The 13,800-nt window shown below is 42.1% G+C and carries 8 protein-coding genes and 1 rRNA gene; all 9 read left to right on the top strand.

Annotation, left to right across the window (positions count from 1 at the left end; translation table 11 throughout):
* Positions 1 to 108: 108 nt before the first annotated feature.
* Positions 109 to 3,366: a DNA polymerase III subunit alpha gene (locus tag IGI44_RS09570; RefSeq protein WP_438787511.1), complete on the top strand. Its 3,258-nt coding sequence runs from the start codon at positions 109 to 111 to the stop codon at positions 3,364 to 3,366.
* A 140-nt stretch (positions 3,367 to 3,506) separates the two neighbouring features.
* On the top strand, positions 3,507 to 4,469 hold the full coding sequence (gene pfkA / locus IGI44_RS09565) for a 6-phosphofructokinase (RefSeq protein ID WP_216410942.1): 963 nt from the start codon (positions 3,507 to 3,509) through the stop codon (positions 4,467 to 4,469).
* A 69-nt stretch (positions 4,470 to 4,538) separates the two neighbouring features.
* Positions 4,539 to 6,323 (top strand): pyruvate kinase, encoded by a 1,785-nt coding sequence (pyk, locus tag IGI44_RS09560; RefSeq protein WP_438787510.1) that lies wholly within the window; start codon positions 4,539 to 4,541, stop codon positions 6,321 to 6,323.
* Between the two features lie 455 nt (positions 6,324 to 6,778).
* On the top strand, positions 6,779 to 7,333 hold the full coding sequence (locus IGI44_RS09555; protein WP_438788958.1) for a YceD family protein: 555 nt from the start codon (positions 6,779 to 6,781) through the stop codon (positions 7,331 to 7,333).
* Positions 7,334 to 7,392: 59 nt separating this feature from the next.
* Entirely contained in the window at positions 7,393 to 7,572 is a 180-nt protein-coding gene (gene rpmF, locus IGI44_RS09550; RefSeq protein ID WP_010740070.1) for a 50S ribosomal protein L32, read from the top strand.
* 335 nt (positions 7,573 to 7,907) lie between these two features.
* A complete protein-coding gene (gene gndA / locus IGI44_RS09545) occupies positions 7,908 to 9,329 on the top strand; it encodes an NADP-dependent phosphogluconate dehydrogenase (protein WP_438787509.1) in 1,422 nt (473 codons plus the stop codon).
* Between the two features lie 107 nt (positions 9,330 to 9,436).
* Positions 9,437 to 10,123, top strand: a complete 687-nt coding sequence (locus tag IGI44_RS09540) for a response regulator transcription factor (RefSeq protein WP_010740068.1) — start codon at positions 9,437 to 9,439, stop codon at positions 10,121 to 10,123.
* Positions 10,120 to 11,625 (top strand): HAMP domain-containing sensor histidine kinase, encoded by a 1,506-nt coding sequence (locus IGI44_RS09535; RefSeq protein ID WP_438787508.1) that lies wholly within the window; start codon positions 10,120 to 10,122, stop codon positions 11,623 to 11,625. Before IGI44_RS09540 ends, IGI44_RS09535 begins: the two co-directional genes overlap by 4 nt.
* 525 nt (positions 11,626 to 12,150) lie before the next feature.
* Positions 12,151 to 13,709 (top strand): 16S ribosomal RNA (locus IGI44_RS09530).
* Positions 13,710 to 13,800: the final 91 nt, after the last annotated feature.

Here is a 13,800-nt window from a genome sequence, read left to right as displayed (position 1 = left end):
GCAAATTCTCTTAAGTGTTAGCACTAGACTATTCGTGCTATACTTATTGATTGATTCAGGAAATAATCGATTGATCATAAAAAAATACAGATAAAATAGGAGGCACTCATGCAAATCCCACAACTTTATACAAAAACTTCCTATTCATTATTGAAAAGTACGTTAACGATCGAGGAATATGTGACCTCAGCGAAGGCGCGCGGATACTCAGCGATTGCGATTACCGATGAGAATGTTTTATATGGGGCGGTGGAGTTTTTCCAAGCCTGCCAAAAGCATCAAATGACTGGGATTATTGGTCTGGAATTGGATTTTTCGTTTGAAGAATCAATCGAAAGGCTTTTATTTTACGCGAAAAACGTGTCAGGATATCAGGAATTAATGCGTTTATCCAGCACCCGCATGATGGCAGAAAAACCACTGACTTTAGCTGAATACAAAATTGATACGGAAAACTTGTTCAGCGTGCTACCAGTCGATCACTTATATGATCCAAGTGAAGCTGTATTTTCACAAATAGCTGAAATTCTCAATGACGAACTCTATTTAGGGGTTTCACCACTAACGAAAAGCTCTGAATTACCGGAAAATTGGCCGAAAATGGCGATTCATGAAGTGGCTTATTTGGAAGCGGCACAGGCTTTTGCTATTAAAATTATGGGGCATATTCAAAATGCTACCCAACTTCCGCGAGAAGAACTGACCAATCAAGTAGGCGATCATTATTTAATGGAAATGCAACAGTTACTCGCTGGCTTTGAGGATCAAGCGGCGGTGGCAAATGCGCAACAGCTGGTGGCGGCATGTCAATTTGACCTGCCATTGCACCAAAAACTGTTGCCCCATTATCCAGTACCCACGCAGCAGACTGCGGACGCCTATTTGCAAGAGCTGTGTTGGCAGAAATTGCCTGAGCGGATCGAGCAGGTAACCGACGAATACCGGCAACGTTTGACTCGCGAATTAGGCATTATTCACAATATGGGCTTCGATGACTATTTCTTAATCGTCTGGGATGTAATGGATTATGTGCATCGCAGCAAGATTGTCTCTGGTGCTGGACGTGGGTCAGCGGCAGGATCGTTAGTGGCCTACGTGCTGAGTATCACGGACGTTGATCCGATTAAGTACAATCTTTTATTTGAGCGTTTCTTAAATCCTGAGCGCAACAGCATGCCCGATATTGACTTGGATATTCCTGATAATCGGCGAAATCAAGTCCTGAATTACGTCCATGAAAAATATGGGCACTTCCATGTCTCTCAGATCGCAACGTTTGGAACGATGGCGGCGAAAATGGTCCTGCGAGACGTTGGACGGGTATTCGGTTTGTCTCAAAGCGAAGCCAATCGTTGGTCAAAGGCGATCCCCAATCAGTTGAAGATCACCTTGCGGGAGGCTTACGAGAAATCCGAACCGTTAAAACGTTTAGTCGCACATGATGAACGAAGCAATTTGTTGTTTCAGACAGCATTGGCTTTAGAAGGCTTGCCGCGGCACGTGTCGACCCATGCAGGCGGTGTAGTAATCAGCGATGTGAACTTGATCAATGTCGTACCGCTACAAAATGGTTCTGAGGATATTTTATTAACGCAGTTCACCATGTCTGACGTGGAAGCTATTGGCCTATTGAAGATGGATTTCTTGGGCTTACGGAATCTTTCTATTATTGATAACGCCCAGCAAAATATTCGTCGTGTCTACCGAGAAGAGCTGGATTTAAAAAATGTTCCATTAGATGATCCAGAAACGCTCGCTCTGTTCCAACGTGGGGAAACAAGCGGGGTGTTCCAGTTTGAATCGGCAGGTATCCGCAAAGTCTTGAGAAACCTTCATCCCACTTCTTTTGAAGATATCGTAGCGGTGAATGCCTTGTATCGCCCAGGTCCAATGCAGATTATCGATCAGTTTATTGCACGGAAAAATGGCAGGGAACAAGTAAGTTTTCCTGATCCTTCTGTTCAGGAGATTCTCGCACCGACCTACGGGTTTATTGTGTATCAGGAACAGATCATGCAAGTGGCTGCTCAAATGGCCGGCTTTAGTCTAGGGGAAGCCGATATTCTGCGTCGAGCTGTCAGTAAAAAGAAAAAAGATCTTTTAGATGAAGAAAGACGGCATTTTGTGGGTGGTGCGATCGGTCGTGGTCATAGTCAAAAAAGTGCCGAAGAGGTGTATGACTATATCGAACGGTTTGCCAATTATGGCTTTAACCGATCCCATTCGGTCGCTTACAGCTTTGTCGGTTATCAAATGGCCTATATGAAGGTTCATTATCCTGGTGCTTTTTACACGGCATTGATGCAATCGGTCCGAAATGATCCCAAGAAATTACGGGAGTACATCGCGGAAGCTAATCGGGCAGGGGTGAAATTGTTAGCGCCGGATATCAATCGCAGCAGCTATAGTTTTACATTAGTCGAGAAAGATCTGATTCGTTTTGGTTTAGATGCTATTAAAGGGATGCGCCGTGACTTTGTTAATGATATTTTAACGACTCGCAAGGAGGAAGGTCCGTTTAAATCCTTGGATCAATTCTTATTACGAATCGAAAGTCGTTGGCTGAAAATCGAATACATCGCGCCGCTTATTTTTATCGGTGCCTTTGATGAACTGCACCCTAATCGCCGTCAGTTAGCCGAAGGTTTGGAAGGTAAAATTCAAAATGTTCAATACAGCGGCGGCAGTATGTCTTTACTGGATGTGATGAGCCTGAAGGAACGTCCATCAGAAGATTATTCGTTAGCAGAGCGTTTGAATTATGAGGAACAATATCTGGGACTTTATGTCTCGGGTCATCCAACGGAAAATTATCCTAAATTGTTGAAGCAAAAGGACTTACAACCGATTTCTGAACTATCTGTCGGCAGCCACGGGAAAATTCTCTTCTATTTAAAAGATGTTCGAGAGATTCGAACGAAGAAGGGCGAGCAGATGGCTTTCTTAACGGGCAATGATCAAAGCGGCGAAATTTCTTTAACGGTTTTTCCGCAAACTTACCGCCGTCTGCGTAAAGAGATTGAACTGGAGAAGGTCTATCTCGTTTACGGCAAGGTAGAACGCAGCAAATACGATCAAGCGATCCAACTGCTGGTCGAAGAGATGATTCTCGCTCAACTAGCTGAAGATGATATTAGTGATAAAACACTCTATTTGCGTGTTCAAAGGGAAAAAGATTCTCCCGAGATTCAGCAGGGAATTGCTGAAAGACTTCAATTATCCCCAGGAAAAGTTCCCGTTGTGATCTTTTATGAAAAAAATCGCAGGAAGATTGTGCTGGATAAAAAGTTTTGGGTGGGGGTTAATGACACCCTCATAAATGCTTTACGTGACATATTAGGGGAACAAAACGTCGTAATAAGATGATTTCTTGTAACTTTCAAAAACTTTTTGCAAAATCCGGCTTTTTCCCATGGACATCCCAAGACTTTTGGGATGTTTTTTGGTAGAATGTACCATGAATTAAACGATGTATGTTTTTTTGAGAATACTTATGAGGTGAGAAAATGAAACGCATTGGAATTTTAACAAGTGGAGGAGACGCTCCTGGAATGAACGCTGCCGTTCGTGCGGTCGTTCGTAAAGCGATTTTTGAAGGCATGGAAGTTTATGGCATCAATTATGGTTTTGCCGGTCTAGTTGCTGGTGATATTCGTCGTTTAGATGTTGCTGACGTCGGTGACAAGATCCAACGAGGCGGAACTTTCTTATATTCAGCTCGTTACCCAGAATTTGCTACTGAAGAAGGGCAATTAAAAGGGATCGAACAATTGAAAAAATTCGGTATTGAAGGCTTAGTTGTCATCGGTGGTGACGGTTCATATCATGGTGCGCTAGCTTTGACAAAACATGGCTACCCTGCCGTTGGTATCCCTGGAACGATCGATAATGATATCCCAGGAACTGACTTTACTGTTGGTTTTGATACAGCGATTAACACTGTCTTGGAATCCGTTGACCGCATTCGTGATACAGCGACTTCACACGTCCGCACATTCGTTATCGAAGTAATGGGACGTAACGCAGGCGATATCGCTTTATGGTCTGGTGTTGCCGGTGGCGCAGACGAAATCGTTATTCCTGAACATGATTTTGATATGGAACGTATCGCTAAGAAAATTCAAGCAGGCCGTGACCGCGGTAAGAAACATTGCTTGATCATTTTGGCTGAAGGTGTCATGGGCGGAAATGAGTTTGCTGAAAAACTAGCCGAATACGGCGACTTCCATACACGTGTCAGTGTATTGGGTCACGTTGTTCGTGGTGGCTCACCAAGCGCCCGCGACCGTGTATTAGCCAGCAAATTTGGTTCATATGCTGTTGATTTATTGTTAGAAGGTAAAGGCGGATTATGTATCGGTATCGAAAACAACGAAGTGATCGCTTCTGATATCGTAGAAACGTTAGAAAACAACAAGCATAAACCTGACTTGTCACTATACAATTTAAATCACGAAATCTCATTTTAATCTCGTTAATAATAGTGAAGAGCTATATATTATAAACAATCAAGAAACAAGAATGGAGCGTATTACGTAATGAAAAAAACGAAGATCGTTAGTACATTAGGACCAGCAAGTAACACAGTTGAAACAATCTCAGAATTAATTGAAGCTGGTGCTAACGTGTTCCGTTTCAACTTCTCACACGGAGATCACGAAGAACAGCTTGCACGTATGAACATGGTTCGTGAAGCAGTTGAAAAAACTGGTAAAGATGTTGGTATTCTTTTAGATACTAAAGGTGCTGAAATCCGTACAACTGTTCAAGATACAACTGATGCAGACTACGGCCGCGCTGGCTATATTGAATTTAACGTAGGCGACAAAACACGTATCTCAATGGACCCAGAACATAAAGGGACGAAAGAAAAAATCGCTGTGACTTACCCAGGTTTATTCGACGATGCACACATCGGCGGACACATCTTATTCGATGATGGCTTGATCGACATGGAAATCATTGACAAAGACGAAGCAAACCGCGAATTGATCATGTTAGTTAAAAACGCTGGTATGCTAGGTTCTCGTAAAGGTGTAAATGCGCCTGGTATTTCAATCAACTTACCTGGTATCACTGAAAAAGATGCAGACGATATCCGTTTCGGTCTAGATAACGACATTAACTTCATCGCTGCAAGTTTTGTACGTAAAGCACAAGACGTTCTTGATATTCGTGAAATCCTTGAAGAAAAAAATATGACACACGTGCATATCTTCCCTAAAATTGAATCACAAGAAGGAATCGATAACATCGATGAAATCATCAAAGTTTCTGATGGTATCATGATCGCTCGTGGAGACATGGGTGTTGAGATCGCTCCTGAATTAGTACCTATGGTTCAAAAACGTATCATCAAAAAATGTAACTACGCTGGTAAACCAGTTATCACAGCGACTCAAATGTTAGAATCAATGCAAGAAAACCCACGTCCAACACGCGCGGAAGCATCTGACGTTGCCAACGCTGTATTTGACGGAACGGATGCTACAATGCTCTCTGGGGAATCTGCAAATGGTAAATACCCAGTTGAAGCTGTTGGCACAATGGCTCGTATCGATATGGAAGCTGAATCTGCATTGTCAGAATTAGGTTCATTCCAAATCAACGAATTCGACAAATCAAACGTAACAGAAACAATCGGTCTTTCAGTAGCTCGCGCTGCGAAAAACTTAGGTGTTAAAACAATCGTTGCTGCGACTGAATCAGGTCACACTGCACGTATGATCTCTAAATACCGTCCAGACGCTGACATCTTGGCTGTAACTTTTGACGAACATACAAAACGCAGCTTGATGGTTAACTGGGGCGTATACCCAACAGTTGCTGAAAAACCAACAACAACAGACGATATGTTTGACTTAGCTGCTCAAAAAGCTGTTGACTTAGGTTTTGCTAAAGAAGGCGACTTGATCTTAATTACTGCTGGTGTTCCAGTTGGTGAACGTGGAACAACAAACGTAATGAAAGTTCAAATGATCGGTTCTAAATTATTACAAGCACAAGGTATCGGTGAATCAACAGTCGTTGCTCATGCAGTTGTTGCTAAAAACGCTGAAGAAGCAATCAAAAAAGCTAAAGACGGTATGGTTCTAGTTGTTCCAACAACAGACAAAGATTACATGCCTGCAATTGAAAAAGCAGCTGCTTTAATCGTTGAAGATGGCGGATTGACTTCACATGCTGCTGTTGTCGGTATCGCTCAAGATATCCCAGTAGTCGTTGGTGCGAATGGTGCGACTTCAACGGTTGTTGATGGTGAATTAGTCACTGTTGACCCTCGTCGTGGAATCGTCTACCGTGGACAAACAACAGCGATCTAAGCTTTAAATTGCAGTTGTTGAAAAGGAAATGTGGGACTGCGGCATTTTATGTCACAGTCCTTTTCTATGGTGAATACAGGGGATGAAGTATTGTCAATATTTTTGCAATACACGTTTGTCAGCTAGCTCATTAAAATAGATAGAATTTTTCTAACGTAAAAATTCTTTTTATTTTCATGCGCGTACCATTCCATTAACGAATTGAAAATACGTTAGTGGAACTGGCAAAACTGACTGAGTTCGTGCAGGCTTTCTTGATATCCAGCTTTCTGAGCTAGCTTTTTCGACATTAAGCGAAAATTTATATAAATCTGAGAATCGATTTCTATAAATTTTAGTCTTAATGCTCAAAAGCTGGACGAGCTCATAAAGCTTTTAGGGGTGTCAAGAAAATTTCATTGACAAAGGTTTTTTCCACCTGTATAATATCGATTGTTGCTTAGAGGTGATGAATGATGAAATGGTCGATTGGCGAATTGCGCCGCTACAAAGAAGAAGCACTAAATTTTTCAGAAACGATCGATGTGAATGACGCATTGACAGCCCGAGACAATGAAGTCTTAGCAGTGACTCCGGTTACTGTGGAAGGAATCTTATCTGTCGGAAAAAATGAATATATTTTACATTATCGCTTGAAAACTATTGTAACTGTTCCTTCAGCTCGCTCCTTGGAACCAGTTGATCTGCCACTTGATCTTTCAGTGGACGAAGTATTCATGACACGGGAGCAATGGTCTTCAATGGAAGAAGAAAGAGACGAAGAGATCCTTGTCTTAGACAATGATACGATCGACTTGACGGATTCTATCGAAGATAACATTTTATTAGCGATTCCGCTGCAGGTTTTCACTGAAGAAGAATTACATTCTTCTGACCTTCCAAAAGGCAACGATTGGGAAGTCGTTAGTGAAGAAGACTATTTGCAGAAGAAAGAGGAATCGGCTGAAACAATTGATCCTCGTCTTGCGAAATTATCTGAGTTATTCAATGAATCAGAAGATGACAAGTAAGATTGGAATAAAATGTATCAGTAAATGATACTTCATTTTATAAGGAGGTGTAACACCCAATGGCAGTACCAGCTAGAAAAACATCAAAAGCTAAAAAGAACAAACGTCGTACTCACTACAAATTGACCATTAAAGGATTAAACGAATGTCCTAACTGTGGCGAAATGAAGAAGAGCCATCACGTATGTGCCAACTGCGGCTACTATGATGGAAAAGATGTTATGTCTAAAGAAGCATAAGCACTTTTTAATAGAGAAAGTCAAAACCTCAAGACTAACCATGGAGTCTTGAGGTTTTTTTCTTGGAATCAAATGCGATAAAAATTTGTCATATTTGCGAAAAATCTATCATTTTTATAAGGATTGGCAGGTTTTATCAAGGCTTTTTAGATTAAAAACACTATTCATTTTCCATTCTCACTTTCTTAGGATATAATGAGAATCGTATTGAGTATTATAGGATGTATTTCTACTTTGTGTGCGTACACAATCGGTAGAAAATTGCATGTGGTGCGAAGCCACCTTATTTTTCCTATAGAAAAATTTGCACATCAATTCGAACTAGGAGGATAATTATGTCAAAACAACAATTCGGCGTCGTAGGTATGGCCGTAATGGGGAAAAATCTAGCATTGAATATCGAAAGTCGCGGCTACTCAGTGGCTTTGTATAATCGGACTGGATCAAAAACCGAAGCGGTAGTAGCAGAACATCCTGATCGTAACCTAAAAGCGACATTTTCAATCGAGGAGTTTGTTGATTCTATCGAAACGCCACGTCGTATCATGCTGATGGTTCAAGCAGGACCTGCAACTGACGCAACGATTCAATCATTATTGCCACATTTAGATAAAGGCGATATTCTGATCGATGGAGGAAATACCTTCTTCAAAGATACGATTCGTCGAAATGAAGAACTAGCGAACTCAGGAATCAATTTCATCGGTACAGGTGTTTCAGGCGGTGAAAAAGGCGCATTAGAAGGGCCTTCAATGATGCCGGGCGGACAAAAAGAAGCCTATGACTTAGTCGCTCCAATTTTTGAGCAAATCGCTGCAAAGGCCGAAGATGGTGAACCTTGTGTCACTTATATCGGTGCGAATGGCGCAGGTCATTACGTGAAGATGGTCCACAATGGAATCGAATATGGCGATATGCAGTTGATTGCAGAGTCTTATGATTTGATGCAAAATCTTCTTGGCTTATCCGTAGATGAAATGGCAGATGTCTTTTCTGAATGGAATAAAGGCGAACTAGATAGCTATTTGATCGAGATTACAGCGGACATCTTAACCCGCAAAGACGACGAAGGTACGGGCGAAGCGATCGTTGATGTGATCAAAGATGCTGCCGGCAATAAAGGAACAGGAAAATGGACTTCACAAAGTGCATTGGACTTAGGAGTGCCGCTGCCATTAATTACTGAATCTGTCTTCGCACGTTTCATTTCTGCTTATAAAGAAGAACGTGTGGCTGCCAGCAAAGTGTTATCAGGACCTGCTCCTTATAAATACGAAGGTGACAAGCAAGAATTGATCGAAAAAATCCGCGAAGCGTTGTATTTCAGCAAAATCATGAGCTATGCGCAAGGTTTTTCAGAGTTGCGTTCGGCTTCTAAAGAATTTGGCTGGGATCTGCCATTCGGCGATATTGCAAAAATTTGGCGTGCAGGCTGTATTATTCGCGCTCGTTTCCTACAAAAGATCACAGATGCCTACGAAAAAGATGCCGATTTAGCAAACTTAATGTTGGATAATTACTTCAAGGAAATCGCTGATAAATACCAACAAGCGGTACGTGAAGTTGTAGCAATCGCTGTTCAAGCGGGTGTTCCAGTACCAACCTTCTCATCGGCTATTACTTATTATGATTCTTACCGTGCGGAACGTTTACCGGCAAATCTGATTCAAGCACAACGTGATTATTTTGGAGCACATACGTATGAACGCTTGGATAAAGAGGGAATCTATCACTATAGCTGGTACCACGAAGAATAGCAAAAGTTATTTATAACATTTACGCGAACTTGCTATAGCTTTTTAATGGGTTTAGCCCTATAATGATAAAGGTTTAATGAAATTCAACTTGGAAAGGAACTAAAAAAATGAGTAATATTCTGATCATTGAAGATGAGAAAAATCTAGCTCGTTTTGTCGAACTAGAATTGAAGCACGAAGGCTATGATACAGAAGTTCATTATAATGGTAGAACGGGACTTGAAGCTGCTTTAGAAAGTGACTGGGATGCGATTTTACTTGACTTAATGTTACCTGAGCTAAATGGCCTGGAAGTTTGCCGACGTGTGCGTCAGGTGAAAAATACACCGATCATCATGATGACAGCCCGTGACTCTGTGATCGACCGCGTTTCTGGTTTGGATCATGGTGCCGATGACTATATCGTCAAACCATTTGCGATTGAAGAATTACTTGCGCGTCTGCGTGCGTTGCTTCGTCGTATTGATATTGAAGGCGATAAGAATGTTGCTAAACAAACGACGATTACTTATCGTGATTTAACGATCGAAAAAGAAAACCGCGTCGTGCGCCGCGGAAATGAGATCATTGAGTTAACCAAACGTGAATACGAATTACTATTGACACTTATGGAAAATGTCAACGTGGTTCTTGCACGGGATGTTTTACTGAATAAAGTTTGGGGCTACGAAACAGAAGTAGAAACAAACGTGGTCGATGTGTATATTCGTTACCTGCGTAATAAGATCGATGTACCAGGCGAAGACAGCTATATTCAAACTGTTCGTGGTACTGGGTACGTTATGCGCTCATGAGAAAATTTATCAAGAAGCAAAGAGAACTGAAGGGGCCCTCACTCACCATCAAGTGGGCCTTTACAAGTTCTTTCTTTATATTCGTGGTATTTACGATCTTTGCGGTAATTACCTATAAATCTTCGGTTAACCTGATCGTTACAAAGGAAAGAAACAACGTTGAACGCACGATCTCTGAAGTCACTTCTCGCTTAGCGAATGCGGATGAGGAGTTAACGTTGGTAAATACGTATCGCACACTAACTGAATCAGGTAGTCGTGACAATGCTATGTATGATCAAAACATGACCTTGGAAGGCAATATGATGCGCATCGACGAATTCATTTCAGAATTAGGCCAGCGTCAATTGTCGTTAGATATCTATAATTTGGATAAAAAGTTGATCTTTAAAACACAAAAAAGCTATCAGCCGTTAGTTCAAACAAAGCATAAAGAGCCAACAATTGTCACAGTTGATGAAAAGAACGGCTTCTTATCAGTAGAGCCGATCTATTCTAAGACGACGAGAGAGAAAATTGGCTATGCGCAAGTCTTTTATGAGTTATCCGACTTTTATGATATGCGCAGTAAGCTGTTGCTGACGTTAATTGTGTTGGAAATTGTCTCACTGCTTTTGAGCAGCTTCTTAGGCTTCTTATTGTCTTCTTATTTCTTAAAACCAGTGAAGATTCTGAGAGATACGATGGAAATTATCAGACAAGATCCGCAGGCCGAAGTTCATGTGCCTGAGATCACGACGAATGACGAGCTATCTGATTTGGCGGTCATTTTTAATGATGTCATTGATCGTATCCGGATGTATATTGAACAGCAGGAGCAATTCGTTGAGGATGTCTCTCACGAATTAAGAACTCCAGTAGCAGTCATTGAAGGACATTTAAACATGTTGAACCGCTGGGGCAAAGATGATCCTGAGATTTTGGATGAATCGATTCAGGCTAGTTTGCAGGAACTTGTTCGAATGAAGAGTCTCGTGCAGGAAATGCTTGATTTATCCCGAGCAGAGCAAGTAGATGTTTACTATGGAAATGAGACATCTAAAGCGAAGGAAGTAACGAATCAGGTATTTAACAACTTCAAACTGCTTTATCCTGAGTTTACTTTTACGTTGGATGATGATTTAGATAGTGAAAGAATTCTGAAGATTTATCGCAATCACTTGGAGCAAATCCTAATTATTATTTTGGATAATGCTGTGAAGTATTCGACGGATCGTAAAGAAGTGCATATTTCAGTTTCTTCAACGCTGAATAAGTTTGAGATTGCGATCCAAGACTTCGGTGAAGGAATTCCAGATGAAGACATTGATAAAGTCTTTAATCGCTTTTATCGTGTGGACAAAGCACGAGCGCGAACAAAAGGTGGAAATGGACTTGGATTATCGATTGCCCACAAACTTTTAGAAAGTTATAAGGGCAGCATCAGCGTTGAAAGTTCTGTCGGCAAGGGGACAATTTTTAGAATTTTTATCCCAATGGTGGAAGAAGAAACAGTCGAATAAGATTCGGCTGTTTTTTTATGCGAAAGATAAAAAATAATCAAGACAAGATAGCGTTATTTTTGTTTTAAAATCGAACGTTATTTTGAAGTTTTAAATGAACGTTCGAAAAATAAAAAAGATTGAAAAAAACTACAAAAAATAGTTGCATTACTCCTTGAAGATTGCTATATTATTAAATGTTCCCACGAGAACAAAACATCTTGAAAAAAATTAAAAATAATTGTTGACGGATGAAAAATCTTGTGGTATTTTTATAAAGTCGCTTGAACGAAATGGAAAGCAAACTTGTTTTTTTATCAAAAAGTTTTTAAATAAAAGTTGTTGACTTTTAAATAAAAACCTGATATGATATAAAAGTTGCTGAAACAAAGCGACAAACAATGTAGACCTTTGAAAACTGAACGAATAAAACAAACCAAATGTGTAGGGCGCTTCTATTATAGAAGCAAACAACATAGCAAGCAATATGCTAGCAAGTCAATTATTACAATTGAGCTTAACAGTCGCAAGACTGTTTCAAACACTTTTTATGAGAGTTTGATCCTGGCTCAGGACGAACGCTGGCGGCGTGCCTAATACATGCAAGTCGAACGCTTTTTCTTTCACCAGAGCTTGCTCCACCGAAAGAAAAGGAGTGGCGAACGGGTGAGTAACACGTGGGTAACCTGCCCATCAGAAGGGGATAACACTTGGAAACAGGTGCTAATACCGTATAACAATCGAAACCGCATGGTTTCGGTTTGAAAGGCGCTTTTGCGTCACTGATGGATGGACCCGCGGTGCATTAGCTAGTTGGTGAGGTAACGGCTCACCAAGGCAACGATGCATAGCCGACCTGAGAGGGTGATCGGCCACATTGGGACTGAGACACGGCCCAAACTCCTACGGGAGGCAGCAGTAGGGAATCTTCGGCAATGGACGAAAGTCTGACCGAGCAACGCCGCGTGAGTGAAGAAGGTTTTCGGATCGTAAAACTCTGTTGTTAGAGAAGAACAAGGATGAGAGTAAAATGTTCATCCCTTGACGGTATCTAACCAGAAAGCCACGGCTAACTACGTGCCAGCAGCCGCGGTAATACGTAGGTGGCAAGCGTTGTCCGGATTTATTGGGCGTAAAGCGAGCGCAGGCGGTTTCTTAAGTCTGATGTGAAAGCCCCCGGCTCAACCGGGGAGGGTCATTGGAAACTGGGAAACTTGAGTGCAGAAGAGGAGAGTGGAATTCCATGTGTAGCGGTGAAATGCGTAGATATATGGAGGAACACCAGTGGCGAAGGCGGCTCTCTGGTCTGTAACTGACGCTGAGGCTCGAAAGCGTGGGGAGCAAACAGGATTAGATACCCTGGTAGTCCACGCCGTAAACGATGAGTGCTAAGTGTTGGAGGGTTTCCGCCCTTCAGTGCTGCAGCTAACGCATTAAGCACTCCGCCTGGGGAGTACGACCGCAAGGTTGAAACTCAAAGGAATTGACGGGGGCCCGCACAAGCGGTGGAGCATGTGGTTTAATTCGAAGCAACGCGAAGAACCTTACCAGGTCTTGACATCCTTTGACCACTCTAGAGATAGAGCTTCCCCTTCGGGGGCAAAGTGACAGGTGGTGCATGGTTGTCGTCAGCTCGTGTCGTGAGATGTTGGGTTAAGTCCCGCAACGAGCGCAACCCTTATTGTTAGTTGCCATCATTTAGTTGGGCACTCTAGCGAGACTGCCGGTGACAAACCGGAGGAAGGTGGGGATGACGTCAAATCATCATGCCCCTTATGACCTGGGCTACACACGTGCTACAATGGGAAGTACAACGAGTCGCGAAGTCGCGAGGCTAAGCTAATCTCTTAAAGCTTCTCTCAGTTCGGATTGTAGGCTGCAACTCGCCTACATGAAGCCGGAATCGCTAGTAATCGCGGATCAGCACGCCGCGGTGAATACGTTCCCGGGCCTTGTACACACCGCCCGTCACACCACGAGAGTTTGTAACACCCGAAGTCGGTGAGGTAACCTTTTGGAGCCAGCCGCCTAAGGTGGGATAGATGATTGGGGTGAAGTCGTAACAAGGTAGCCGTATCGGAAGGTGCGGCTGGATCACCTCCTTTCTAAGGAATCAGTTCATCTAAGATGAACGTTACGGAAACTACACAGACTTGCTTTTATTCGTTCAGTTTTGAGAGGTCTACTCTCAAATAA

Origin of the sequence: Enterococcus sp. DIV0756, assembly GCF_051710745.1 — a bacterium.
Lineage (GTDB): Bacteria > Bacillota > Bacilli > Lactobacillales > Enterococcaceae > Enterococcus_A.
Note: the sequence above shows the minus strand (reverse complement) of the source record. Positions and strands in the feature narration are given on the sequence as shown.